The organism is Pseudomonas sp. WHRI 8519 (assembly GCF_040224055.2).
In the GTDB taxonomy this organism is placed as follows: domain Bacteria; phylum Pseudomonadota; class Gammaproteobacteria; order Pseudomonadales; family Pseudomonadaceae; genus Aquipseudomonas; species Aquipseudomonas putida_X.
In genome coordinates, this window is the sequence record NZ_CP167996.1 from 3,935,785 (window position 1) to 3,961,659 (window position 25,875).

At 53.1% G+C, this 25,875-nt stretch carries 25 protein-coding genes and 2 pseudogenes; 17 read left to right on the forward strand and 10 right to left on the reverse strand.

The window, feature by feature from the left end; genetic code table 11:
* The first annotated feature begins 14 nt into the window (after positions 1 to 14).
* Positions 15 to 518 (forward strand): GIY-YIG nuclease family protein, encoded by a 504-nt coding sequence (locus ABRP30_RS18060; RefSeq protein WP_349975063.1) that lies wholly within the window; start codon positions 15 to 17, stop codon positions 516 to 518.
* Between the two features lie 3 nt (positions 519 to 521).
* On the forward strand, positions 522 to 1,040 hold the full coding sequence (locus tag ABRP30_RS18065) for a hypothetical protein (RefSeq protein WP_349975064.1): 519 nt from the start codon (positions 522 to 524) through the stop codon (positions 1,038 to 1,040).
* 788 nt (positions 1,041 to 1,828) lie between these two features.
* Here the strand turns inward: ABRP30_RS18065 and ABRP30_RS18070 are convergent.
* The 3 genes and pseudogenes from ABRP30_RS18070 to ABRP30_RS18080 all read right to left on the reverse strand — a co-directional run.
* Positions 1,829 to 2,063 (reverse strand): annotated as a pseudogene (locus ABRP30_RS18070) (hypothetical protein).
* 701 nt (positions 2,064 to 2,764) lie between these two features.
* On the reverse strand, positions 2,765 to 3,529 hold the full coding sequence (locus ABRP30_RS18075; protein ID WP_372490500.1) for a methyl-accepting chemotaxis protein: 765 nt from the start codon (positions 3,527 to 3,529) through the stop codon (positions 2,765 to 2,767).
* Positions 3,530 to 3,670: 141 nt separating this feature from the next.
* Positions 3,671 to 4,642 (reverse strand): annotated as a pseudogene (locus ABRP30_RS18080) (cache domain-containing protein); the annotation flags it as partial.
* A 478-nt stretch (positions 4,643 to 5,120) separates the two neighbouring features.
* Between ABRP30_RS18080 and ABRP30_RS18085 the strand changes: the two are divergent.
* Both ABRP30_RS18085 and ABRP30_RS18090 read left to right on the forward strand, forming a co-directional pair.
* Positions 5,121 to 6,143, forward strand: coding sequence for an MsnO8 family LLM class oxidoreductase (locus tag ABRP30_RS18085; RefSeq protein ID WP_349975066.1), 1,023 nt, complete (start codon positions 5,121 to 5,123; stop codon positions 6,141 to 6,143).
* 80 nt (positions 6,144 to 6,223) lie between these two features.
* A complete protein-coding gene (locus tag ABRP30_RS18090) occupies positions 6,224 to 6,667 on the forward strand; it encodes a heme-binding protein (protein ID WP_349975067.1) in 444 nt (147 codons plus the stop codon).
* Positions 6,668 to 6,775: 108 nt separating this feature from the next.
* Here ABRP30_RS18090 and ABRP30_RS18095 read toward each other — a convergent pair whose 3' ends face one another.
* Complete coding sequence (locus ABRP30_RS18095) at positions 6,776 to 7,960, reverse strand: amino acid aminotransferase (RefSeq protein WP_349975068.1); 1,185 nt, start codon at positions 7,958 to 7,960, stop codon at positions 6,776 to 6,778.
* Positions 7,961 to 8,140: 180 nt separating this feature from the next.
* Here ABRP30_RS18095 and ABRP30_RS18100 point away from each other — a divergent pair, with 180 nt between their 5' ends.
* The gene (locus ABRP30_RS18100) at positions 8,141 to 8,566 is read left to right on the forward strand and encodes a MarR family transcriptional regulator (RefSeq protein WP_349975069.1); all 426 of its coding nucleotides are present in this window, start codon (positions 8,141 to 8,143) and stop codon (positions 8,564 to 8,566) included.
* A gap of 45 nt (positions 8,567 to 8,611) precedes the next feature.
* Here the strand turns inward: ABRP30_RS18100 and ABRP30_RS18105 are convergent, their stop codons facing one another.
* From ABRP30_RS18105 to hpaR (ABRP30_RS18120), 4 genes are all read right to left on the reverse strand, one after another.
* On the reverse strand, positions 8,612 to 9,874 hold the full coding sequence (locus ABRP30_RS18105; RefSeq protein ID WP_349975070.1) for an OprD family outer membrane porin: 1,263 nt from the start codon (positions 9,872 to 9,874) through the stop codon (positions 8,612 to 8,614).
* A 56-nt stretch (positions 9,875 to 9,930) separates the two neighbouring features.
* A complete protein-coding gene (locus tag ABRP30_RS18110; RefSeq protein WP_349975071.1) occupies positions 9,931 to 11,349 on the reverse strand; it encodes an MFS transporter in 1,419 nt (472 codons plus the stop codon).
* Positions 11,350 to 11,517: 168 nt separating this feature from the next.
* Positions 11,518 to 12,816, reverse strand: coding sequence for an MFS transporter (locus tag ABRP30_RS18115; protein WP_349975072.1), 1,299 nt, complete (start codon positions 12,814 to 12,816; stop codon positions 11,518 to 11,520).
* 1,454 nt (positions 12,817 to 14,270) lie between these two features.
* Positions 14,271 to 14,693: a homoprotocatechuate degradation operon regulator HpaR gene (gene hpaR, locus ABRP30_RS18120; RefSeq protein WP_349975073.1), complete on the reverse strand. Its 423-nt coding sequence runs from the start codon at positions 14,691 to 14,693 to the stop codon at positions 14,271 to 14,273.
* Positions 14,694 to 14,956: 263 nt separating this feature from the next.
* On the opposite strand from hpaR (ABRP30_RS18120), the gene ABRP30_RS18125 reads away from it, so the two are divergent.
* The 7 genes from ABRP30_RS18125 to hpaI all read left to right on the forward strand — a co-directional run bounded on the left by ABRP30_RS18125 (position 14,957) and on the right by hpaI (position 20,996).
* On the forward strand, positions 14,957 to 15,628 hold the full coding sequence (locus tag ABRP30_RS18125; protein ID WP_349975074.1) for a fumarylacetoacetate hydrolase family protein: 672 nt from the start codon (positions 14,957 to 14,959) through the stop codon (positions 15,626 to 15,628).
* Complete coding sequence (locus ABRP30_RS18130; protein WP_349975075.1) at positions 15,625 to 16,392, forward strand: fumarylacetoacetate hydrolase family protein; 768 nt, start codon at positions 15,625 to 15,627, stop codon at positions 16,390 to 16,392. Before ABRP30_RS18125 ends, ABRP30_RS18130 begins: the two co-directional genes overlap by 4 nt.
* Before the next feature lie 5 nt (positions 16,393 to 16,397).
* Positions 16,398 to 17,858: a 5-carboxymethyl-2-hydroxymuconate semialdehyde dehydrogenase gene (gene hpaE / locus ABRP30_RS18135; protein ID WP_349975174.1), complete on the forward strand. Its 1,461-nt coding sequence runs from the start codon at positions 16,398 to 16,400 to the stop codon at positions 17,856 to 17,858.
* A gap of 88 nt (positions 17,859 to 17,946) precedes the next feature.
* Complete coding sequence (hpaD, locus tag ABRP30_RS18140; RefSeq protein WP_349975076.1) at positions 17,947 to 18,870, forward strand: 3,4-dihydroxyphenylacetate 2,3-dioxygenase; 924 nt, start codon at positions 17,947 to 17,949, stop codon at positions 18,868 to 18,870.
* 59 nt (positions 18,871 to 18,929) lie between these two features.
* Positions 18,930 to 19,340 carry a 5-carboxymethyl-2-hydroxymuconate isomerase gene (locus ABRP30_RS18145; RefSeq protein ID WP_349975077.1) on the forward strand — a complete coding sequence of 137 codons (411 nt, stop codon included), beginning with the start codon at positions 18,930 to 18,932 and terminating at the stop codon, positions 19,338 to 19,340.
* Positions 19,341 to 19,380: 40 nt separating this feature from the next.
* Positions 19,381 to 20,184: a 2-oxo-hept-4-ene-1,7-dioate hydratase gene (hpaH, locus tag ABRP30_RS18150; protein ID WP_349975078.1), complete on the forward strand. Its 804-nt coding sequence runs from the start codon at positions 19,381 to 19,383 to the stop codon at positions 20,182 to 20,184.
* A 17-nt stretch (positions 20,185 to 20,201) separates the two neighbouring features.
* Positions 20,202 to 20,996: a 4-hydroxy-2-oxoheptanedioate aldolase gene (gene hpaI / locus ABRP30_RS18155; protein WP_349975079.1), complete on the forward strand. Its 795-nt coding sequence runs from the start codon at positions 20,202 to 20,204 to the stop codon at positions 20,994 to 20,996.
* Positions 20,997 to 21,029: 33 nt separating this feature from the next.
* On the opposite strand, the gene hpaR (ABRP30_RS18160) is transcribed toward hpaI, so the two are convergent.
* Together hpaR (ABRP30_RS18160) and ABRP30_RS18165 are read right to left on the reverse strand one after the other, a co-directional pair.
* Entirely contained in the window at positions 21,030 to 21,470 is a 441-nt protein-coding gene (gene hpaR, locus ABRP30_RS18160) for a homoprotocatechuate degradation operon regulator HpaR (protein ID WP_349975080.1), read from the reverse strand.
* A 173-nt stretch (positions 21,471 to 21,643) separates the two neighbouring features.
* Positions 21,644 to 21,964 (reverse strand): 2Fe-2S iron-sulfur cluster-binding protein, encoded by a 321-nt coding sequence (locus ABRP30_RS18165; RefSeq protein ID WP_286113682.1) that lies wholly within the window; start codon positions 21,962 to 21,964, stop codon positions 21,644 to 21,646.
* 601 nt (positions 21,965 to 22,565) lie between these two features.
* Here ABRP30_RS18165 and ABRP30_RS18170 point away from each other — a divergent pair.
* Genes ABRP30_RS18170 through ABRP30_RS18190 form a run of 5 tightly spaced genes read left to right on the forward strand, consistent with a single transcriptional unit; the run spans position 22,566 to position 25,873 of the window.
* Positions 22,566 to 23,933: an aromatic ring-hydroxylating dioxygenase subunit alpha gene (locus ABRP30_RS18170; protein WP_286113681.1), complete on the forward strand. Its 1,368-nt coding sequence runs from the start codon at positions 22,566 to 22,568 to the stop codon at positions 23,931 to 23,933.
* Between the two features lies 1 nt (position 23,934).
* On the forward strand, positions 23,935 to 24,732 hold the full coding sequence (locus tag ABRP30_RS18175) for an SDR family oxidoreductase (protein WP_349975081.1): 798 nt from the start codon (positions 23,935 to 23,937) through the stop codon (positions 24,730 to 24,732).
* The gene (locus tag ABRP30_RS18180; protein WP_349975082.1) at positions 24,729 to 25,277 is read left to right on the forward strand and encodes a 3-phenylpropionate/cinnamic acid dioxygenase subunit beta; all 549 of its coding nucleotides are present in this window, start codon (positions 24,729 to 24,731) and stop codon (positions 25,275 to 25,277) included. Before ABRP30_RS18175 ends, ABRP30_RS18180 begins: the two co-directional genes overlap by 4 nt.
* A gap of 4 nt (positions 25,278 to 25,281) precedes the next feature.
* Positions 25,282 to 25,458 (forward strand): hypothetical protein, encoded by a 177-nt coding sequence (locus ABRP30_RS18185; RefSeq protein WP_349975083.1) that lies wholly within the window; start codon positions 25,282 to 25,284, stop codon positions 25,456 to 25,458.
* Positions 25,459 to 25,462: 4 nt separating this feature from the next.
* On the forward strand, positions 25,463 to 25,873 hold the full coding sequence (locus ABRP30_RS18190) for a hypothetical protein (protein WP_349975084.1): 411 nt from the start codon (positions 25,463 to 25,465) through the stop codon (positions 25,871 to 25,873).
* Positions 25,874 to 25,875 lie beyond the last annotated feature (2 nt).

Sequence of the window (25,875 nt, forward strand, 5' to 3'; positions counted from 1 at the left end):
CTAGGGGAAAGAATTTGCCGGTCTATTTCATTGGCGAAGATGAAAACGGATGCTCTCCTATCAAGATAGGAGTGGCGAAGAACATCGCAGAGCGCAAGCGCAATCTCCAGACCGGTAACCCTCTTTATCTGAAACTGCTCGGATGGATCGAAGTCGCCAACGCCTTTGAGCTGGAACGCCAGCTCCATCAACATTTCAAATCGGCCCGCGCGCGCGGCGAGTGGTTCGCGATCGAACCTTCAGATATTTTGCCCATTCTTATGCGCGCTGGCCGAGATGGATTTGTCGCCAAGAACGCGGATGCGTTCCAGGTCATTGGCTATGACCGTGACGCTGTGCCGGAGTATCTTGGGGTATGGGAATGGGGCGACCTTGAAATCTATGAGTGCTGCCCCTTCTGCGGCTGCCTGTGCGGCATGCACTTTCAAGATGCATCGCAGATGTATCACTGTCTGAATTGCGACACGCTAACGGACTTCTCGGACTTGGACCCACGCAACGAAGACTTGGACGACTGAGCAATGACTGACAGGGAACTTAGTGTAAGTGAACAATGGCTTGAAGCCCGGGCCCCCGGCTTTCAGCGTCTACCAGATCTTGATCGCCGCGTCATATTCGACTTCGCCTTTCTTTGGAGTCTTTTCGAGGCACAGATCATGGAGAACTATGCCCGGTCTGATCGCATCCGCGAACGAATCGATGCCTGGACTTTGGACGGAACGCTAGGAGCTGAGCTCTACAAGGCGGAGCTTGCCTACTTTCGGAGTCGTTACTATGCCGATGGTGAACTTACTCACCATTTCCCTCACCTTCAACTCCGGCCCTCAGACCACCGTGATCTCGTTCAGGCGGTTATTGAAGGGGTGAACGACACCCCACGCGACCGAATGTTGGCTCTCCTGATGATCGTCTGGCGCCTACGCAACAATCTCTTCCACGGCGCAAAATGGGCCTATGAGCTTCGCGATCAGCGCGAGAACTTCAGTCATGCGAACAGCGTTTTGATGCGAATACTCGAACGCCATGGCCGGCTCGGCTAATAGTCCAGCCGCCCTTTAAGACCGTTTCCTAGCCAAGTTGAACCGGTCCCACACGCCCGATCCAAGCTTCAGGATCCCCAAATGCGCAGTGGATGTCACCATCTTAGTAGACCTCCGCCTCCTCCCTTGGGAGCCGCGCGTGTTAGCGATGGGGTCGCGAAGCGGCCCCTATGGTCAGGTGCCGGGTCGATAGCTGCAGGCAAGACCCAAGCATATCGCCCTCCTCCGCTGCCTTCGAAAAATCGCCTCGTCCTAGCGTGAATCATTAGGTCCCATGAAAACAGCAGTCCATCACAATCCGCGGTAAGCCAGCAAAAGCCAAACTAATTATGGGGGACCAGATGGGGGACCAAAAACACATAGGCACAAAAAAGCCCCGAAAAATCAGGGCTTTAACGAAAATTAGTGGCGGAAGCGTAGTGATTCGAACTCAGAATCATAGATGAACCGCATGCCCCAACCTCGTGCTTGTAATCCAAGGGCCGACTGGCTTGGCAGCAAACCTTACCGGCATCACTTGCCGTGTACTGACGATCCGGTCCACATGGATGCCGACCTGATGGTGATCGGTCCGCAGGGTAAACTGGTGGAGTTACTTGCTGCTATGGAATAGACGCTGAGCCAGAGCAGGCAGAATGAGCCTGGCTAATTCGGATCACATAGCGAGGACTTTTCTTTCACTCAATTTTCACGGCTCCATAGGGACAATCATGTCATCCCTACGTGATAGACCTTGCCCGCCTAGCAGCGGGCTTTCTTTTGCCGAGCAGAATGTGAAAGCACTGGCCTCACCCGTGCCCTACCAGACGACTCCCTTCAGCACCTTCCTGGGTATTCCGACTTGCACAGGCGTACTCTGAACTCCGCTTGGGTGGGGTAGTTCAAAACCAGCCGTGTTTTGCCATAGGTATCGTAGAGATCGTACCCAGCACCAAGGACGGCTGGGACGCCGATACGGCGAGGAAACTGCTCTTTCTCTTGTGGCATGGTGGGAATCACAACAAAGCGTGTCTGCATGACCATCATCTTCGTAGCGGTCCTTTAGTATTAGTCCCTTTGAATGAAAGCATCAAGGTAACTCATAGCGGACTGGCTTTGAGATGTCCCCATGAAGAGGTGCTCGTGGACAGAGCACTGCTGGAGGTTCATGCCAGGCTGCCACGCACCGTCCGCACGCAGTTGTTCATTGGGATTTAGAGCGCTCAGGCTTGCCGCGGATTTAGCGCTTTCTCCGAGTAGGGGTATAAGTAGGGGTATTTCTGCGTGACCTGGATTTTTCACCGCCCATAAAAAAATCCAGCCACCGCTAAGTGACTGGATTTTTCGGAGTTTTTTGGTCGGGACGGAGTGATTCGAACACTCGACCCCTTGCACCCCATGCAAGCATAGACGGTCCAACAGACCAGCTATGCTAATTGTTGGCTCGCATTAATACGGCAAGGTGGCCTCGAAATTCTCCGATCGCACATCATCGATCGGTGTACGCCCTCTCAGCATATCGTGTGGTTCACTAAGCAGACGTTAGATTTCCCAAGCGTCCGGTTGAGGCAACGCTTTGAAGATTGAGAGAGCCAGCTTGTGCTTAAGCGGATTCAGCTGCCAGACAGCCCAATCTTGGCCAGAGCTACCGTCACCAGCCCCGGCAATTACCGTCCATTAATCTGACGAGTTGCAGTGGATTGACATCTTGCACCAGCTTATTCGCTTATCACATAGAGGCGGGATCAAATACGGAAGCTCCCTACAAGACGCTTCAAACGGCTGGCCTGCTGCTCAAGCTCAGAGCAGGCGCGCAGCGTCGATTGTAGGTTCTCGACGCCTTCGTGGTTGAGCATATTAATGTCGTTGATATCCTTATTGATCGATTCGACCACGGCGGTCTGTTCCTCGGTGGCGGTAGCAACCGATTGGCTCATGCCATCGATCTCACTGATTCGTAGGGTCACGCTACCCAGGCGCTCGCCGGCACGGTTAGCAATTTCGACGCTTTCCTGGCTGTGGCGTTGGCTCTGCCCCATGGTATCAACCGACTCCCGGGCACCGAATTGTAACTCCTCAATCATATTCTGCACCTGCTGAGCCGACTCTTGAGTACGGTGAGCGAGGTTGCGCACTTCATCAGCAACCACAGCAAATCCACGACCGGCTTCACCGGCACGCGCAGCTTCGATTGCTGCGTTGAGTGCAAGCAGGTTAGTCTGTTGTGAGATACTGGTGATCACTTCGAGGATCTGACCAATATTTTCCGTCTTGCTATTAAGTGTTTCGATATGCTGGCTGGAGGAGCATATTAAGTTCGACAAGCGGCTCATCGCGGCAATACTGCGGCCTACTACTTGCTGCCCCTCTTCCGCCAAGTGTCGTGCTGCAGTTGCTTGCTGAGAAGCCTGAGCGGCGCTGTGCGCGATCTCTTGAGCAGCAGCGCCAAGTTGATTGATCGCTGCAGCGACGCTATTGGTACGATTAAACTGCTCATCGGAGTTGACCATCGAGGAATTGGAAGCGCTCAATACTCGCTGGGCAACTTCAGTTACCTGCTCGGTGGCCGACAAAACCTCGCCGATCGAAGTGTGGATACGTTCTACGAAACGGTTGAAAGCGCTACCTAGAATACCGAATTCGTCCTGACTTTGAATGGTTAGGCGCTTTGTCAGGTCGCCTTCACCTTCGGCGATGTCCTCCATGGCGCTAGTCATCGCACGCAGGGGCAGTAGCAGAGTACGGACCAACAGGCCAAGTAAGGCAATGATGATGATCACGGCAATCACTGTGGCAATCACAGCTGAAGTTCGGAATTTGCCTAGCATCGAATAGGCTTTGTCCTTGTCGACAGACAGGCCGATGTACCAGTTGGCTGAAGGCAGCCCGCTGACTGGAGTGAAGGTCATCAGTCGATTTTGACCATTGAACTGGACTTCACTCAAATCTTTATTCAGGCGCGGAGTGTTCTGTGGAAACAAGTCTGATAGGGATTTCATCACTAGAGTAGTGTCTGGGTGCACCAGGATTTTACCTTGATCGTTGACCAAGAAGGCATAGCCCATGCCGCCGAAATCCAGCGAGTTGATAATTTCACTCAAGCCAGTGAGTGTCATATCAGCACCCACTACTCCGACGTTGCTTCCGACGGCGGCCACTACAGAGATCACCATCTCGCCGGTACTTAGTTTGTACGGTTCCGTTAGGATCGGCCCATTGGCGAGCATGCCTTCCTTGTACCAAGAACGACCACGTGGATCATAACCTTCAGGCATCTTGATCTGCGGACGTACAGTAAAACCGCCGTCGACGTAACCCAGGTAAACATTTCGAAAGCCCGAGAGCAGAGCTTGCTGATCCAGAAGAGTAGCGGCATTCGCGGAGCCCGGGAACGCACCGATGTTTTGCACCACGTTCTGGATCAATTGAATACGACTTTCAAGCTGGCTCTTTATATTTTCCGACGTGCTATTACCTATCTCAAGGAGATAACTTTCGATATTCTCTCGAATCGCTTTTCGCTGTAATAAATCATTGTATAAAGTAAACATCAAGAATGTAACCACGACAATCAATGTAGCGGAAAAAATCACTTTTTGGGTAAATCGGAGACTTTTATTCATAACGTGTCGACCAACTAATTTTTCAGGGTAATTTTCTTCAGCAGCCCTCAACCAACGCAGCCCCGCTTTTTGTCAGGGTCACCATGCATTCGACCAAACGGGACGCAAGAGCAACGAAAGGTCGCGGGAGCGGCCCAATATAGGTAACATGTTAACCTTATAGGGGCTTTAGCTTGCTAGTCAAGCGCAAGCGCTCTGGCAAACCCTCTAGGACAACCAACCCGGATGCCACCGTTTCGACAGCTACATTTCACCCTCAACACCCCAGAAGGCCGAGGCCTGTAGCCAGGTACAGCTCGTTTCCACATGAGACGTCATGAGTAGGTATAACCCTATGTCATCTGTCTAACCTATCTACGCGATGAGCTCACCATCGCCTTCCCGGCCAAAATAACGTTAATATGTTTACCTTATGTCACCCTCATTACCTGACTGCACTCCTGACCTACTTCATCTGACCTGAACGGAACCAAGTACAGTGTTGAAATTGACCGTGATTGATCAAACCCCTATCCACGAAAACCGCACCGCTGCCAGTGCTCCAGGCACCTCGGTTGAGCTCGCCATCAAGTGCGATAGCTGGGGCTACAGCCGCTACTGGGTTGCCGAGCACCACAACAGCAACCAGTTCGCCGGCGCGGCACCGGAAATCCTCCTCACCAGGATCGCCAGCACAACAAGAAGAATTCGTGTAGGTAGCGGTGGCGTGATGCTGACGCACTACAGCCCTTACAAAGTGGCAGAAACCTTCGCTCTAATCGGTAGCCTTTTTCCAGGCCGTATCGACCTAGGCATTGGCCGGGCACCTGGAGGAAGCCATTTAAGTTCAATTGCCCTGGCGGCCCCAGGCAACGTACTGGAGCACGATCATTTCCCTCAGCAAGCAGAGGAGCTCTGTGCATTTCTAAGGGGCGCTTTCCCAAACACCCATCCTTATGCAGCACTTGCATGCGGGACTAATCCATCAACCATGCCTTCGCTCTGGATGCTCGGGTCGGGTGGTGGAAGCTCAGCGCTAGCTGGGAAGCTCGGCATGGGTCTGGCACTTGCGAAATTCATCGCTCCGAGGTCATGTACACCTGCAATATTTAATCATCACTCCGAGGCGTATCTGCGATCAGGATCTCTTACTCCTCCCCCACGGCTAATCGCGCTGGCCGTGATCTGCGCAGAGTCCGATGAGGAGGCACAATTTATTGCCGGAACTGCTGCATATCGAAAGCTGATGTCAGGGAGGGCACCTCGGGAGCCATTGCTGGATCCCTCAGAAGTTTGGCGAAGATATCATCTTATGAGCTCAGATGAGCGTCTCGAGTTTGATAGTACACTCGAGGAGATGGTAGTCGGCTCTCCTGAAACCTGCCGGAGGAAAATTCAATATATCGCTAGCGACTACGCGTGCGAGGAGATTGGCATAGTCACAGTCACTTATAGGTTTGAGGAACGGCTGAAAAGCTATCTTTTGCTAGCAAGAGAGCTAGGCCTCCCTAGCGAATCTTAACTCCTAGAGAGCGTCTAGAAGGCAGCGCTGTTCGACATGGAAAAGCCGTCACAAAATCACGACTACTTAAGGCAAACTTAATGGAATCATTTATTCGTTTACAAAGCTCCATTACACTCAGCTTAGCTAGACACTGCTTAGATACTGCGCTGAGTAAAGCATCTGATCTCAACATTAGAGTCAGCATCGCAATAGTTGATGCGAGTGGACACATGATACACATGGCTCATATGGATGGAGCACCTCCCCAGTGTGCCGAGATCGCCCTGAAAAAAGCAAGAACAGCAGTTGGTTTTGGATTCTCTACCAAACTCTGGAAAGAACGACTTCAAAAGTGCTCTGACGAGGTCAAGCAGGGCCTTCCAGCGCAGACAAACATTGCTCTGTTTGGAGGCGGCGAGCCAATATTAATGAAAGATCAAGCGATAGGAGGGATTGGGGTATCTGGCGCCTCAGAATCTGTTGATGCAGAGTGCGCACAGGAAGCTGCACTGCGAGCGACAGAACTCCTGGCTCGAAAGTAAATTGCCCAGCCAAATTATACTACGACGCCGGGGAGGGTCGGTAGGACGCACGGCTTCGAGCGCCCAAGAAAGGCTAGGCAGTTGCAACACAACTGCCCAGCCCTTCCATTATCCGTTAAGCACCTTGCCTAAGGCACTTACGAAGTACGGGATGTTTTCACGACTCAATCCAGCTAAATTAATACGACCTGAGGGGGCCATATAGACACTGAAGCCTTCCTTCAATGCGTTAACTTGCTCGACCGAAAGCGGCAAAAGTGCAAACATTCCTTTCTGTTTTCCGAGTGCGACTAAATCAATCCCACCCACAGAACCATAAGAGGCAAGTTGTTGACGCATATCATTGATGCGTTGAGTTGAGTCAACAAGTTCGGAAAGCCAAAGTTTTTTGAGGGCAGGCTCGCCTAGGATCGAGGTTACAATGGCAGCGCCATGGTTAGGCGGCGTCGAGTAGACAGTCCGCGCAAGGTATTGTACATGAGACCTAATAGCCGAAGAAGAATGACCATCCTTCCCAATTACAAACAAAGCACCTATACGCTCACGATACAATCCAAAGTTTTTGGAACAAGAAAATGCAATGAGTGTCTCAGGCACTCTTGACATAACCAATTGAATTGCCGCTACATCCTGCTCCAAACTATCGCCCAACCCCAAATAGGCTGAATCAATTAGTGGCACCATGCCCTTTTCCGCAATCAAACTGGCCACTTCTGCCCACTCTTCAAGGTCAAGGTCAGCGCCTGTAGGGTTGTGGCAGCACGCGTGAAGAAGAACTACGTCTCCAGCTTGACCGGTTTGCAGAGCGTTGATCATGCCTGAAAAATTTATTCTTTGCGACTTAACATCATAATAATCGTAAGTCTTTATTTCAAGGCCAGCGGCTGCAAACAAAGGTAGATGATTGGGCCAGGTAGGCGTGCCCACCCAGATGGCCGCATCTTTTTTACAACTGATAGCTAGCTTCGCGGCCAGTTGCAAAGCTCCAGTCCCCCCCACCGTTTGACAACCAACGATTCGATCAGCGAGTTCCGTCGAAGGCCCAAATACCAGTGGCGCGATCGCCTCCAGAAAAGCGCTATTTCCATCCGATCCATAGTAGGTTTTAGAGTTTTCCGTCTCGAGGATCCGAGCTTCAGCCATTTTGACCGCAGCCATGACGGGCGTTTTGCCCTGCTCATTTTTGTAGACACCTACCCCCAAGTCGATTTTATTGGCATTGGGATCGGCGGCAAACAATTTGATCAAGCCGAGCACAGAGTCGCTTGGCAATTCTTTAAGCACTTCGAGCATGCGAAATCCTCCAGCAGGATTAGATTTTTGTGTGCTGAGCAGAAAGCAGACAAAAGCGTAAGCCAATGGATCATCAGTGAACCAGGATCTTCATTTCAGTCATCGATTATGCGATGATATGAGATTGAATACTTTTGTTAGCTAGACTAACTATACACCCATTACACTGGAGAGAAAAGCTTGAATTCTGAGCAAATCAGATTAATCGATGAAACCCGCAAGAGACTTTTAGTCATAAGCCAAATTATGCGACGGGAAGCGGAAGCGCTGCCGATTACAACGACACAGGGCGCTGTACTCAGCTTGCTGCAAGTCTCCCCCATGACGGTGAGCGAGCTTGCAGCGGCAGAGGGAATCAGAACACCAACCATGAGTCAGATTCTTTCTCGGATGGAAGAGTCAGACTGGATTGCACGCCCCCAAGGGTCGGGCAAAGGAAAACCAATTTGCTTGACGACCGCTGGTAAGCTTATGTGCGAGGAAGTTAGAACAAAACGCAATCAAGCACTCAAGCAACGGTTCAGATCGTTGAGCGATGCAGATTTGGATAATCTACAATCAACCCTGACGCTTCTTGATAAGCTGATGGGGGCTCCGAAGTGCTGATTTCCCATCCTGCTTGGCGCCACAAAGCGGCGCCAAGCAACTGTATTAGAAAATATTAATTGGATATTCTAAATATACTCGAACCTCGTTCGCGCTGACATTATAGGCGGCGGCATTCCTTGAAACACGTACAATTGAGTTTCTAACTTTAAAACTCAAGTCCTTCATACTGCCGCTTTGGACAACGTATTTTACCTGGTTGAACAACTCACGCTCGTCCCCATCTCCAGTCGGAGTACGGATGTTATCACCCATCACGTAAGCGAAACGGTATGAAAGCCCTGGCACACCTATCGCGGCAAAATCATAACCATATCCTAGCTGCCAAGACGATTCGTCCTCAGCATTGAAATCTGAGAAGAACGAGTTCGCTAGCAGAAATGTTGAACCACCATCGCCTGGACGACCAAGGCTCTGATATCCACCATAGGGATAACCGACGCTACCACTGCTCTTCTGATACGCCAAGATCAGCGAATGTCCACCCAGCTTATAAGTCGTGGCCAAGCTCCATATAGTATTCTCATCTCCTCTCCCCAAGCGAGCGGCGTAGTCATCATTCAACGAGGTATGGTAACCACGCAAATCGAATGTAATAGAGGAGCTCTTGTCCAGAGGTTGTGTATAAAAAACAGCCCCATAAGACTTCTTGAAATAGCCTCTATCCCAAGATTGGTATGCAGTCGCCTGCAGATTATCAGCCAATGCGTAAGTACCACCGAGCAGATCGATCTGCTTTAGCCCAGCACTGTCATGCCCCTCTGCCCCCTTTCGAACCTCAGCGGTAAAGTGAGCAGCGTTTAGCTCCAGCCCCTGAACTTCCTTGGAGTTAACTGAAACACCTGTATAAGTTTCAGGTAACAGGCGGGTATTTGAATAACTCAGAACCGGATAGTCAGGCATCTGATCACCATACTTGATGACCGTATTCGACAGTTTGAGATTGACGGCAGCACCCGCTCGTGCCAAATCATCAGCCGGATTACCGCTGCTGTCCTGCTTGAACATATCGATGGAGCTACTGCCAGTACGCCCACCACCGCCATCAAGCCGAATAGCATACATACCGAAAACATCAGCCGATACACCAATCAATCCTGGAGTATATCCTGATGTGAATTTTGCAATAGCCGCCTGCCCCCACTCGCGCCTGTCCTGTACACCATTTTTAAAGTCCCGATCAAAAACAGCATTACGCAAAAGTATGCTCAACTTAATGTCTTCAATCACAGACCCGCTTCCGTCAGCACCGAATACAGCACCGGAGCCAAGCATCATCAATAGCACACAATTTTTGAAGCCTTTCATCAAAGTTGACCTCTGAAATTATTATTAAATTAAACTTCAAGCACCACGCAATTACCTCATCGCTCTCGTAACAACTGCCAAGTCAAGATTGCGATAGAGAACACTACTGCAGCCGAAAATTGCATTGCTGTAGCTAAACCTTCTGCGAAATATCCGGCACCCATGGATTTTCCCTCCCCATGCACGAATACTCCCAAAAGAGAAATACCTAACGCACTTCCAACCTGCCTACATGTCGTGTGAACACCCGACGCTAGCCCACTCATCAAAGGAGCGACGCTCGAAACAGCCCCATTGCTGGTTGATGCGCTTAGAAGTCCGAACCCGACGCCTACGGACGCTAATAGCAGCTCAACTAAAACCTCTGATTTATAATACGTTGCAATAGAAAGAAGCGACAAGGACAACGAAGCACAGACAGCCCCTAAAATAAACACCTTGAAGATCCCTACGCGCGCCATAAGCCTACCACCTACAGATGCGGATAAAGCCATCATTAATGTCATGGGTATGAAGGCAGCGCCAACTGCAACGGAGTGATATCCAAGCTCAACATAAAAAAATATCGGATAAAAAAATAAAATCCCAAACAATGACATGAAGAACGCGGCACCACCGATATTAGCCATGACAAATCTTCGATTGCACCATATTCCAAGCGGCATAAGTACTTCGATGCCTCGATCAGCTTTCCAATTCTCCGTGACCAAGAAGCACATCAATCCAGCGACTGCCACAATAAGCGCTTGCACGACCACGTCTGAGCCCCACCCCTGCCTACTAGACTCGTTGACGGCAAGTACCAGGCAGGATAACCAGAGGACACTAAACAAAGTTCCTAATAAATCGAAAGAATTCGCGCTACTGGGTCGACCATGACGCTCCTTCGACAGCCACCTCCATGCAGATATCAAGGCGCAAAAACACAGCACCACTGACAAGAAAAAGCCAGCCCGCCAACTTACCAGCATCACTGCGATACCACCGACAAGAGGGCCTACAACCAGCCCTATACTTGCCACGCCTGACCAAACACCGATAGCTCGAGCCCGTCGCTTTAGATCGGAGTATTCAACAACCAGAATCGCTAACGTTTGCGGCATGTATATGCCAACGCCGACGGCCTGAACTAGACGCCCAAACAGTAACCAACTTAACTTTTCCGCCACCGCGCATAAAAAAGCCCCCGCCAAAAAAAGCAGAAGTCCCGCAAGCAACGCTAACCGTCGCCCATAACGCTTACCAATTGCCGATCCGGGCATTAGTGAAGCAGCAAGCGCAAGCATATAAATTGTTGCAACCCACTGTAAGTCAGTAGGACTAGCAGAAGTTGAATCTGCAATACCTGGAAGCAGAACACCAATCATTGACGCATTGAACATTGATACCATCAGCGCAACACACATAGTCATCAAAACTGCAATCGAACCGCTATCGGAGGTAATACCCCGAAATCTGTCTGTTCCTGAACTCACTGTAAACCTCACTCAGCACATACTTAGGAAGCACAGGCATAAAGCTGACAATCGCAGCAAGTACAATTACAGACTAAAAGCGTTCTTATTATCTTCGATAAACTAAGATAGAACTCAACATGCATCGTAGCGGTCTAAAATAGCCCCGCCACGACTCAACTAACTAGCTTAAGCAGCTTTTCCCTCTAGCGGCCTTGCCTGTTCACCCACATGACTGGTTTTGGGCTTTGTGATTACTATTGCAACAGCCGCCATGACGAAGAAGACCACGCAGTAGTGAGCAGGCGCCAGCGGACTATTAGTCCACTGTTGAATCAATGTAACAAAGAAGAGAGAGAATCCTCCAAACACGGTAGCAGCCAAGTTGTACGCAATTGAAAGTCCAATCCCCCGAACCTCAACAGGGAAGAGCTCAGAAAGATATGTGGGGCTGGGGGCGTATACAGCCGCGATCAAAACTGCAAACCAGCATTCAACTACCACCAAAGACATAAAACTCGGACTCTGAATGATATATCCGTAGGCTGGATAAATTGTAATAGCAAATAGGGCAAGACCCGTCACCAACACCTTATTTCGCCCAACTCGATCACTCAACATGCCAAACAGCGGGATTAGCGCCATTCGGAGAAGCACTGCGATCAATAGAGCCTTGAATGCTTCACTCTGATTCAAACCAAGCGTTTGTTTCGCATAAAGTGGAAGGTAAGTGATAATGACATACGACATTACGTTTACAGCAGCACTTACAATTGTGCCGGCACTCAATTGCGCGGGGTACAGCCGGAACACTTGGTTCAATGGTACCTTAACACCCTGCACCTTTTTAAACTCTTCAGGTTCATCCAGATGGCGCCTGATATACAAGCCTACCGGGCCAATAAGCAGACCTACCAGGAATGGCAAGCGCCAAGCCCAACTATCGATTGTCTCCTGCGTGAAAACCTCGAATAGCATCACACCTACAATAGTCGACAATAAGGCGCCGGACGCCTGAGCGAACATCTGCCAACTACCGTAGAAATCTCGCCGATGAGCAGGCGCACTCTCAATCAAGTAGGATGTAGCACTTCCAAACTCACCACCTGCAGAAAAGCCTTGAATCAAGCGCGCCACGGCAATTAGGATCGCAGCCCAGATTCCAGCTTGCTGATAGGTAGGGGCGAAGGCAATCATTGCAGTCGAAATGAACATCAAGAGAATTACGACGTTTAATGCGCGCTTCCGCCCATACCGGTCAGCATACAAGCCCAGGATGATAGCCCCCAAAGGCCGGGCGACAAAACCAATCCCCACGCTTAATGTTGCGAGCAGGAGTGCAGCTGACGGATCATCAGTAGGGAAAAAGAGCCTGCTAATCGTCGCGGCTAGAAAACCGTAAACGATAAAGTCGTACCATTCGAGCGCGTTCCCTATAGTAGCTGCGAGGATTACCCGCCACGGCTTAAGCCCAGATGTTGTGTTCACATTATTCTCCGGATTGCTGTTGTTCTACGGCTTACGTTGTATTTGTTAGTTAGCCTACCTACTTATAATTGAACGTCAATCCCCTTCAACGCCCCACCTTTGGGCACTACTTTGCAAGAGCGCACGCTCATAGTGCCATCAAGGTTATAAGCTGAGTTCAGGCCTCGTCCTGGGCCAAGCGCTCGACCGAGATGCGATCATTTCGGTACATCAACGCACCTTGAAAGTGCAAAAAAAATGAATTCACTAATAAAAAAACACCTACACCACCTGAGAAGCGTGAAAACTCAAATGATGCAGGTGCAAAGAGACCACCGGTACTGCCTCCCAAATCATGGATCAGCAAAATTCGGATATGACTTCAGCTTTGATTTCAATCTCTCGCATTAGCGAGCACTATTCCGGCAGGAGCAAAATCGGCGCCCCAACAACTATAAGGTGAGCGCTGAGCTGTGTGCTGTATCCCAGACAACCATTAAATAAGTAACTAGAAAGGAAGTCATGCCCCCAAAACTACTGGTCAGCCCTATACCGCCCACAAGCAAAACCGGAGCTATAAAGGTCATAGGAAGCCGCCAAGACATCAAGCGCGCAGCGCACGCCCCCGCACCAAGAGCAAAGACGAAAGATATAACCACCCAGGCATCAGTAGGAAACGCGATGTCAATGCGGTTGATAAACGTATACAGATAGCAGACGATCAATAGAGGTAGCAACCGCAAAGATGCCTTACGCCAGATGCAGTTTGCGTCCTCACAGAAGGCCCGATCTCCAGCAATAACTTGGTTCATATCTTGTTCTTCTTTTAAAAATTGACCACTAGTACACACCTACTCTGAGGCGCTCAACCACGGATGAATCCATCTCGAGCCAGCACCCGTCGGCGCAGTCGCAGTGCGTGTCCTGTCTTTTGGATCTCGCCCGCCTCGCCCGCAGAAGTAGTCACAACCCACGAACATCAAGCTCTGATCCAAAAGGCATTAAAACGACCAGCGAACTCGCGCCCTTAGTCGATGACGCCCCCCCCCGTGGTGAGGATGACACTGCCCCCCGGATGGTCGCGCCTCTAGGCTCATATGGATGACCGCCACCACATGGTTAACATGTTAACCTAGTAAACGCGATTTCCACTCCTCGCGCAAGAGTCAGCAAATTGAAATTTCCTATCTCCACCTCATGAGGCGCCCGCAAAAATGAATGGCTCATGGAACGCAGCTGCGCAAGGGGCACCTAGGTACGTTCAGGCACAGATGTGACCAGCGAGCACCATAGTCAACATGTTTACATGAGCTTTTGAATCTCTATCGTCAATCAAACCGACAGACGAACAAGCATCAACACCCCCTGCAGGATGGGGGCGAGGAAGGCTGCCAAAGGGGATGCTTACCAGAGAGATGAGCGGCGACGGCATGCTTGCACATCACCGACACCGAGAGAAGAGAGAGACAGGGGACTTACGGCGATACAGATTTCAACTCATCTAGGAGGGACAACAACTGGGTTAGCTTCTCCTCACCAAATTGATCGACTAGGCGGCGATAATTACGCTCCATATCACCCGACATCTCAACAAACCTCTGCTGGCCTTGATCAGTGAGCCCAACAAAAACCCTCCTCTGGTCTTCCGTCGACCGCCATCGCCGCACGTAACCATCGCGCTCCAGCCTAGCGAGAACACCTGACATGCTCGGCTTAAGAATGCAGGCCAGCCTCGCCAACTGGTGACTCTCCAACTCCCCCTGCTGCCGAAGGATTCGGATGATTCTCCACTGCTGCTCGGTGAGCTCTCGCGCATTGAGAGCAGGTCGGAAGAAGGCCATTGCAGCCTCCCTCCCCTGCAGGAGTGCAAGCGTAAGCGAAGGTCTTGGGCTAGACATATAGTATTCATGTGAACTAAATATCTCACAGCTTAGGCAAGTCTCCCCCCGTGTGCAACCCTCTCCTGCAGCCCCTGAACCATTGCCCACCCCTCCACGGCTAGCCAAACATTGAAGGGGCTTAGCGCAGCCTCAGTGTGAAATCGCAGATAGCGTAGCGAGCAGACGCTTGACCATTATTAACATATTAACTATAAAGGAAACATGTTTACCTTGTTGGTCGCCGCTCCAACCTTGCGACCAGCCTCACCAGGAGCTACTTGATGCCCCCTATTCCGCACGCTAGAGCGAATGGAACCCTCTTCGGGATCGCGCTCAACTACAAAGGCCTGCTTGAGCAAAATCTTGAGGACTTCGAAAACCCTCCATACAGGCAGCCGCCTAAAAAGCCGGTGCTGTTCATCAAGACGCCAAACACGCGCAACGCTCATCGTGCCGTGGTGGTGCAGCCTACCGGGGAGCGCTTGCAGCCAGGCCCAGCCTTGGGAGTCGTCATCGGGAAACGTGCGAGCCGAGTAACCGAAACAGCAGCCCTCCAGCACGTTGCGGGGTACGTGATTGTCAATGAGTTCAGCCTCCCCGAAGACAGCTACTACCGCCCTGCGGTGAAAGCCAAATGCCGTGATGGTTTCTGCGCGCTAGGTGAAGACATTGTTCCTGCCGATGAGATTGCGAACCCTCAAAACCTCACCATCAAGCTCTATGTGAATGGTGAGATTGCGCAGGAAAACACCACTGCCAACCAAGTGCGCTCCGTCGCCCGCCTGATCGCAGAGCTGAGCGAGTTCATGACGCTTGATGAAGGTGATGTACTCATCACTGGCACGCCAGAGGGTCGAGTTGATGTTCAACCCGGTGATGTTGTTGAGGTTGAAATCACTGGCCTTGGTCGCCTGAGCAACACCGTAGTAGCGGAACAAGGAGAAAGCGCATGAAACACGCTCACGTTCAAGTGGATGGGCAACGTCATCACGTCGAGGTGATCGATGGAAATCGGGTGCGGTTCGCCGATGGCAAAGTGCTCGAGGAGAATCAAGTAACTTGGCTACCACCTGCAACCGGCAACATGTTCGCGCTGGGCCTGAACTACGCCGACCATGCTCGTGAGCTAGCATTCGCCCCGCCCACCGAGCCGCTAGCATTCATCAAGTCGCCGGGCACCTACACCGGCCACAACCAGGTCACTTGGCGCCCGGACAACGTCGAGTACATGCACTACGAGTGCGAACTGGTTGCTGTCATTGGCAAGCCGGCGAAGAACGTAAAGCGCGAGAACGCAATGGAGTACGTCGCCGGGTACACGGTGTGCAACGACTACGCCATCCGTGACTACCTGGAAAACTACTACCGACCCAACCTGCGGGTAAAAAACCGCGACGCCACCACCCCGGTCGGGCCGTGGATCGTCGACGCAGCCGATGTGCCGGACGTCAGCAGCCTCAAGCTTCGCACCTGGATCAACGGCGAGCTGAAGCAGGAAGGTACAACGGCGGACATGATCTTCGACATCCCACACCTCATCGAATACTTCTCCAGCTTCATGACCCTGCAGCCGGGCGACATGATCGCCACCGGCACACCTGAAGGACTAGCCGATGTGGTGCCGGGCGATGAAGTGGTGGTGGAAGTAGAAGGCGTTGGGCGCCTGGTCAACCGTATCGTCAGCGAAGCTAATTTCTTCAAGAACAACAAGGCATGAACAGCATGATCAAGCACTGGATCAATGGCCGTGAGGTCGAAAGCAAAGACACCTTCGTCAACTACAATCCGGCTACCGGCGACGCCATCTGCGAAGTGGCCAGCGGCGGTGCCAAAGAAGTCGCCCAAGCCGTAGCTGCTGCGAAGGAGGCCTTCCCGAAGTGGGCCAACACGCCGGCCAAGGAACGAGCCCGGCTGATGCGCAAGCTCGGTGAGCTTATCGACCAAAACGTGCCGAAGCTAGCCGAACTGGAGACCCTCGACACCGGCCTGCCGATCCATCAGACCAAGAACGTGCTGATCCCGCGCGCCTCGCACAACTTCGACTTCTTCGCCGAAGTGTGCACCCGCATGGACGGTCACACTTACCCGGTCGACGATCAGATGCTCAACTACACCCTGTACCAGCCAGTGGGTGTGTGCGGACTGGTTTCGCCGTGGAACGTGCCCTTCATGACGGCGACCTGGAAGACCGCGCCGTGCCTTGCGCTGGGCAACACTGCAGTACTGAAGATGAGCGAGCTGTCGCCTTTGACCGCCAACGAACTGGGCCGCCTAGCCGTCGAAGCCGGCATCCCCAACGGCGTGCTGAACGTGATCCAGGGCTACGGCGCTACAGCTGGCGACGCTCTGGTCCGCCACCCAGATGTGCGTGCCATTTCCTTCACCGGTGGCACCGCCACCGGCAAAAAGATCATGCAGACCGCAGGCCTTAAAAAGTACTCGATGGAACTGGGCGGCAAGTCGCCGGTAATAATCTTCGAAGACGCCGACCTGGAACGCGCGCTGGACGCTGCACTGTTCACCATCTTCTCGCTGAACGGTGAGCGCTGCACCGCCGGCAGCCGCATCTTCATCCAGGAAAGCGTCTATCCACGCTTTGTCGAAGAGTTTGCAGCCCGCGCCAAACGCCTGATTGTCGGCGATCCAAACGACCCGAAAACCCAGGTTGGCTCAATGATCACCCAGCAGCACTATGAGAAGGTGACCGGCTACATCCAAATCGGCCTCGATGAGGGTGCGCGCTTGGTGGCAGGTGGACTGGAACGCCCTGCAAACCTCCCGGCGCACTTGGCCAAAGGACAATTTGTACAGCCGACTGTTTTCGCGGATGTCGACAACATGATGCGTATCGCCCAAGAAGAAATCTTTGGCCCGGTCGTGTGCTTGATGACATTCAAGGATGAGGCAGAAGCTCTGCGCCTGGCTAACGACACCGAGTACGGTTTGGCTTCGTACATCTGGACTCAAGACATCGGCAAGGCCCACCGCCTTGCACGTGGCATTGAAGCTGGCATGGTGTTCATCAATAGCCACAACGTGCGCGACCTGCGTCAGCCATTCGGCGGCGTGAAGGGTTCCGGCACAGGCCGCGAAGGCGGACAGTACAGCTTTGAGGTTTTTGCCGAGATCAAGAACGTTTGCATCTCGATGGGTAGCCACCACATCCCGCGCTGGGGGGTGTGACTTTTTCCACTGGGCCGGCAATTGAGGCAGTTCTGACGGATCGCCAACGTGCCGGCTCAGTGGCCTCACAACAAGAAGGAGATTCATCATGGGCAAGCTGGCACTCGCAGCCAAGATCACTCATGTCCCCTCCATGTACCTGTCCGAGCTCCCTGGGCCGCGCCAAGGCTTCCGCCAAGCCGCGATCGATGGGCACTATGAAATTAGTCGCCGCTGCCGTGAGCTGGGTGTGGACACCATCGTTGTGTTTGACACTCACTGGCTGGTCAATGCTGGCTACCATGTGCTTTGCGGGCCGCACTTCAAAGGCCGGTATACAAGCAATGAGCTGCCGCATTTCATCAGCAATATGGAATACGAGTTCCCCGGTAACACCGAGCTCGGCAAGCTCCTGGCCGAGGAATGCAATCGCTTCGGTGTCGAGACCATGGCCCACCATGCGACCACCTTGGGCCCTGAGTACGGCACTTTGGTGCCGATGCGCTACATGAACCAAGACCAACACTTCAAGGTGATCTCGGTCTCGGCCCTCTGCACCTTCCACTATCTTGCCGACAGCGCCCGCCTCGGCTGGGCCATGCGCAAGGCGGTTGAGGATCACTACGATGGCACGGTGGCGTTCCTCGCCAGCGGTTCGCTCTCGCACCGCTTCGCTCAAAACGGCCAGGCGCCGGACTTTGCAACCAAGGTATGGAGCCCATTCCTGGAAACGCTCGACCATCGTGTAGTGCAGATGTGGGAGAACGCTGAATGGGATGAGTTCTGCGGAATGCTGCCAGAGTACGCGGCCAAGGGGCACGGCGAAGGCTTTATGCACGACACCGCAATGCTGCTTGGTGCTCTTGGCTGGTCTAAATACGACGGCCACGCAGAAGTCGTGACGCCCTACTTCGGCTCTTCAGGCACCGGTCAGATCAATGCCATCTTCCCGGTCACCCCGCAGGATGGCTCGGCCATTCCGCAAGCACAAGCTGCCAACCCGGGCGCAGTGGTATCAACCAGCCGCTTGTAACCTGTCCGCACCTGCTGTCTGTGAGGACGGCAGGTCGCTGCCTTGACGAGGACTACGTCATGCCCCACCTGGTTCTGCTCTACACCTCCGACCTGGAACGCGATACCGACATTCCTGGCCTATGCCGCGCCTTGGCGGACTGCATGCTCGAACAGCGCGACGACACTGGCAAAGCTGTGTTCCCCACCGGCGGCACCCGTGTGCTGGCCTACCCGGCAGCCCACTGCGCTGTGGCTGACGGACGCGGTGACTATGGCTTCCTGTATGCCAACCTGCGCATGGGGAGCGGCCGCAGTACGACGGTGCATAACAGCGTTGGTGACAGTCTGCTGCAGGTACTGAAAAACCGCCTAGACCGGGTGCTGCAAGAGCGCCCAATCGGCATCACCCTGCAAATCGACGAGAGCACTCAGCAAGTGTTCGATGCCAAGCACAGCACCTTGCACCCCCTCTTCAACCGCCCTGCCTGACATCAGCCGCGCGATGCTCACCTTCTAAAGAGAAACCATCATGCTTGACAACACTTTCATCCAGCAGGCCGCTGAGCGACTCGACCAGGCTGAACGCACTCGTGAACAGGTGCGCCAGTTCTCGCTGGATTACCCGAGCATCACTATTGAAGACGCCTACGCCATCCAGCGTGCGTGGGTTGCCAAGAAGATTGCAGCCGGCCGCAAGCTAGTAGGTCACAAGATCGGCCTGACGTCTCGAGCAATGCAGGTTTCCTCGAACATTACCGAACCTGATTACGGCGCACTCCTCGATGACATGCTTTTTGAGGAAGGCAGCGATATTCCGTTTGATCGTTTCATTGTTCCTCGGGTAGAGGTCGAGCTGGCCTTCATCTTGGGCAAACCCCTCAAAGGCCCAAACTGCACTGTCTTTGATGTACTAGAAGCCACCGAGTGGGTGATCCCGGCCCTGGAGATTATCGACGCGCGAATTCACCAGGTAGATCCGCAGACGCAGGTAACTCGCAAGGTATTCGACACCATCTCTGACAACGCCGCCAATGCTGGTGTGGTTATGGGCGGGCGCCCCATCCGACCAACCGACATCGATTTGCGCAAGGTGCCTGCAGTTCTCTACCGAAATGGCGTGATCGAAGAATCTGGCGTGAGTGCAGCCGTTCTCAACCATCCGGCCAAAGGTGTGGCCTGGCTCGCCAACAAGCTGGCGCCTTACGACGTTACGCTTGAGCCCGGCCAAATCATCTTGGGCGGCTCGTTCACCCGGCCTGTTGCTGCACGCCCAGGCGACACCTTCCACGTCGACTACGACATGCTGGGCAGCATTGCCTGCCGCTTCGTTTAAATACAGGAGCCCTGGTGATGAAAAATACATTCAAGGCACGCCTGAAGTCTGGGGAGCCACAAATTGGCCTGTGGCTCGGACTTGCAGATGCCTACTGCGCGGAACTGGCTGCTAATGCAGGGTTCGACTGGCTTCTGTTGGATGGAGAGCATGCACCCAACGACATCCGATCGCTGCTAGGTCAACTGCAATCGGTAGCGCCCTATCCCTCGCAACCTGTAATTCGTCCGGTCGTTGGCGATACCGCACTAATCAAGCAGGTCTTGGATATCGGGGCGCAGACCTTATTGGTGCCGATGGTCGAGACTGCAGCACAAACACAACACCTCGTGCGCGCCGTTACCTATCCGCCATCCGGCATCCGAGGGGTTGGCAGCGCCCTCGCCCGCGCCTCTCGCTGGAACACTCTGCCAGATTACCTGAACAAAGCTGACGAAGAGATCTGTCTTCTGGTGCAAATCGAGAATCGCGAGGGTCTGGAGAACCTCGATGCGATCGCTGCAGTAGAGGGCGTCGATGGCGTCTTCATCGGCCCCGCCGATTTGTCTGCAGCGATGGGGTATCGAGGCAATCCTGGTCACCCCGAGGTTCAGGCTGCAATCGAAGATGCGATCGTTCGAACCTGCAAGGCAGGGAAAGCCGCCGGCATTCTCAGCGCGGATGAAAAACTTGCTCGCCGATATCTTGAACTCGGTGCCACGTTCGTCGCGGTAGGTGTGGATACGACTGTTTTGATGCGCGGGCTGCAGACACTCGTGACACGCTTCAAAGACACTCAGCTTCCAGATCAGAATAGCGGTGGCGTCTACTAATCCCCCTGCCCAGACCGCTAACTGAGCAGCCCCTCAATCCTGGTTGGTGGGGCTGATTCTCTTCAGCTCATCTAACAAATCCAAAAGATCACGAAGACTGTCTCTCCCCAGCCCCATTTCCAGTCGGTCATAACACCGATTGATGTCTTGCTCGACTAGGCCATAGAGCGCCCGCCCTCGATCAGAAAGCGTTACCAGCACACATCGCTGATCGACTTCCGAACGTTGCCGACTCACCAATTCCTGGGCCTCCATCCGTTTCAGAACCCCTGTCAAACTCGGCTGGAGAATACAAGACAGCTCAGCCAGTCTATAGATCTCTGTTTGGCCGTTCTGATGTAACACGCGGATTACCCTCCACTGCTGACTGGTAACGCCATGCGCATTAAGTACAGGCCGGAAGAAGCTCATTGCTGAAGCTCGAGCCTGGAGCAAGGCGAGTGTTAGGGAAATTCGATAGGTTGCGTTAGACATTTGGATCCACAGAGAGCATGCCAGGATTTCGAGCGCGGTACCGGTCTCCGCAAGCGCGATGCGATATAGCCTGAAACATCAAGGGCCTGAATCTCCGGCACAGATCTATGCCGACTGATTCAGGCCCAATGAGCAGTATTGAATCGATAGCGAAGGCTACGGCCAACGATGACTCAGCCTTGGCTGGAAGGCAGTCGTACAACCAAGCCGTCCAAACTCGGACTTACCTTGACCTGGCAACCGAGCCGAGAGTTTTCTTTCGCCTCAAAAGCGAACTCCAGCATGCCCTCTTCGTCACCATCCGCAGGCCCAACCTTCTCGAACCATGGCTCCTCAATGTAGCAATGGCAGGTTGCACAGGAACACGCACCACCGCACTCGGCCTCCATGCCCTTCACACCATTTCGGACAGCGGCATCCATCAGTGAGTGGCCATCAGCGGCTTCAACCTGCTTTTCAATCCCATCAGGCTGAATGAATGTAATTTTTGTCATTTTTGCGCCCTTGCACAGTTAACATGTTAACCAAGTAAACGCTATTCGCGAGGTTCTGACAAGCCCCTTTACCCTCCATTTGTCACCTCTTTCTTTCTCCAGTCTCACCGCATCCCGCCCCGATAAACCATCACAAAAAACGCCTGAAAGCCAATGAGTGCGAGACTTTCGGCAGTTTTTCAAACAGCCAGTAAACGCCTAAAAGCACCACTGAACCAAAGGTCAATATAGTTAACATGTTGACTTTTAACCTTTGCAGGAATAGCCTCGGAATCAAGCCGTACCTGCTCAAGCGAGTGAGGCGGCGAGCAGAACCAAAAAAACAAGATCCTGGCCTCAAAATCAGGAAGGACTGCCATGAACCGTTGCGTTTGTCTGACATCCCCCGAACCGCTGGCTACCAAGCCAGCCTGCGCCACTGCCCTTCCACAGTCGGATCACTCCGCCTGGAAAGGTTATCAAGCTGAGCCCAGCGCTTTTGATTGATCAACGTTCTGAACACCCAGCATTGCGCTAAGGGTGTGATCGTTGCGTGGCTGCCTGACACATCAGCAACTGGTCGAGCAAAGCCTAAATATTTCATCCACGATAGGCATGACAAATGAACATCATCGCTTCAACAGGAAAATTTGTTGACGTCGAAAACGGCGTTATCGATCGTAAGATTTTCTCTGATGCAGAGATCTACAAAAAAGAACTGGAAACGGTTTTTGCTCGCGCCTGGCTGTTTGTTGGTCACGAAAGCCAAATCCCGAACCCGGGCGATTTCTTCTCCTCCCGCATGGGCGAGGAGTCGGTTCTCCTGGTTCGTGACAAGGCCTCGAAAGTCCACGTATTCCTGAACTCCTGCCGCCATCGTGGCATGAAAGTGTGCCGCTACGAGTCCGGCAACACCTCGCTGTTCACCTGCCCTTACCACAGCTGGACATTCTCGACGGATGGCCAACTGCGTGGCGTGCCGATGGCGAAGGACATCTATGGCGACTGCTTCGATAAAGCCGACTGGTCGCTGATTGAAGTCGCCAAACTGGCGATCTACAAGGGCACCGTTTGGGCCACGTGGGATCCGGAAGCACCGGAGTTCATGGACTACCTGGGGGATGCGGTCACCCACTTGGATCTGGCACTGGATCACCGCGATGGTCGACCAGGCGGTTCGGAAGTAGTTGGTGTCCACAAATGGATCTTCCCTGCCAACTGGAAATACGCTGCTGAGAACTTCCTCGGCGATACCTACCACAACCCAAGCCACCGGTCGGTTGACCTAATCGGCATTGGCCCATCGGCCGAACAGGGCGTGAAAGGTCGCCGCGACAACGAACTGGAGTTCTCCAAACACGTATGGGTCAGCTTCCCGCATGGCCACGGTGTGCACTCGGCTGTTCAGCCTGAAGGTCAGGAATACGTCGAGCAGTTCAAAAATGATCCGGAAATTGAGCAGTATTTCCGCGACAACTTTAACAAGCGCAAAGCTGCCAAGGGCGATGCCTATCGTCTGCGCCCATTCGTTGGCACGATCTTCCCAAACACTTCATTCCATGGCACCCAGCCCCGCAGCCTCTGCGTATGGCACCCGCACAGCCCGAATGAGACCGAAGGATGGCGCTTCTTCCTGGTGGACGCCGATGCCCCTGAAAAGGTCAAGGACTTCCTGCGCCACTACTACATGCGCTACTCGGGCCCTGCCGGCATGACCGAACAGGACGACATGGAAAACTGGCTGTACGCCACGAAAGCGTGCGGCGGCACAATTTCCAAACGCTACCCGTTCAACTACCAACAGTCGCTGAACAAAAACACCACCGACCCAATCGTGAACGGCCTGCGAATCAAAGGCGACGTGAGCACCTCCGTCACCGAGCACATGGCTCGCGGTTTCTACCTCCGTTGGCAGGACTACATCTTCGAGAAGGACTGGAGCGTACTCAGCGGCGAGCACGATCCGCGCTTCCAGAACCGGAGCGAGTGAAATGAGCAAAGTAGTCATCGTTTCCGGTGGCACTTTCGGCCTGGGCCATGGCGTTGCCATGGGCCTCGCCAGGTCGGGTTACCGGGTATTAGCTTTCGGCATTGGCCAAAAGCAGGCGGGCAGCATTGCGACGAATACCATCGAGGCGATGAACCAGGAAGCTCGAACTGAAGAGCTGCCTCTCATCGCACTGGAAGCTGACGTCACGCTCGAGGCAGACGTTGATCGCGTTATAAAGGCGACGTTAGAGGCCTATGGGCGAATCGATGCGGTAGTAAACAATGCCGCGATCGGCCCACTGGGTACCGTGCTGAATACTGCTCCGGAGCTCTGGGACAAAATTTTCGCAGTCAACCTGCGTGGCCCATTCCTAATGGCACGAGCAGCCATTCCTCACATGCAAAACCAAGGTGGCGGAAGCATCGTCAATGTGGGATCCGGCGCAGGCTGGGGCAAGCCAAACATGGCCGCCTACTCAGCGAGCAAGGGTGGCCTGGTTGCCCTGAACGCAGCCCTGGCACTTGACCATTTCTCGCAGAAAATCCGCGTGAATATGGTGATCCCCGGTGGTGGCGGCATCGACGCCGGCATGACTCGAGGCCGACTCGAGGAAGCTGGCGCTGCCTTCCCAACCAACTTTGTTGGATCAGTGGCGGGTCGTGCGATCACCGGTGAAGACATGATGGCAGCCATCCGCTTCCTCATTTCTGATGATGCCCAAGCGATCAGCGGCACCATCATTGATGTGGGCTGCTTCGCTCACCAAGGCTCTTCTATTCCATTGGGTAAACACTCATGAGCACCAAACAATTCCTGACCGAGCATTTGGACGTCACTCCAGAGATCGCCAGCTTCTTTTACTACGAAGCGGATCTCATGGACGAGCGCCGCTACAACGAGTGGCTTGACCTTCTCCATGAAGACATCAAGTACTTCATGCCAATGCGTCGCAACGTCAAGTTCGGTCAGCATGCTGAGAAAGAGAATACCAAGCTGGGCTCGGACATCAGCTGGTTCGACGAAGGTAAGTGGACGCTCACCAAGCGGGTGGAGCAGATCCTTACTGGTGTCCACTACGCCGAAGAGCCGCTGTCGCGAATTTCTCACCTGATCACCAACGTTCGCGTGCTTGAGCAAAGCAAGGCTGAAAATGGCCTGCGCACCGTCAAAACCAGCTGCCGCTTCATGGTTTACCTCAACCGAGTGGAGTACGAGGTGAACACGATGGTGGGCAAGCGGTACGACACCCTTGTTGAGACCGAAGATGGCTGGCGTGTGCTCGAGCGAGAAATCATTCTCGACCAAAACGTTTTGCTCGTTAAAAACCTGACGGCGTTCTTCTAAGACCATGATCAATCTCTACGAAATCAAACCAGGCGACAAACTTGTCATCAAAGGCGGGCGCGACGTTGTCTGCGTTGAAAATATGGGCGATGGGCAGTGGGTTGAAGTTGAAGACTCCAATGGCCGCGAGCTTATTCACAGCCAGGACATCGTCGAACACGTAACTGAAGAAGAGATCTAAAGCTATGCTGCGCTTCCACTATATGCCGAGCGACTTTCATCCATTGCTGCTAATTGTAGGGGAGCGCAGCGATGTCTCGCAGCTTCAAGAATTCTTCTACGAACTGTCGATCAACCCACGCGATGTAGATATCAAGGAGCTCGCCTTTGTCACCTCGGCAACTCACGATGTCACCATCAAACTGGTGGGCGACCACAAGACTCGCGGCCTAATCCTCCACCGATCACCAGAGCTTCGCCTTGAATGGGAGATCGACCGGGAGACTGCGGGCATGTTTGCTGAAGAAATCGCAGAATCTCTCGACTCTGGTAACAAATCCGGCTCAGGCTTCTTGGAGATTGGATACGTTGGGGAGATCCGCGCCAAAGTCATGTTTGGTGAATTTGACGATAGCTACTTGCTGTCCGGAGTATAAGA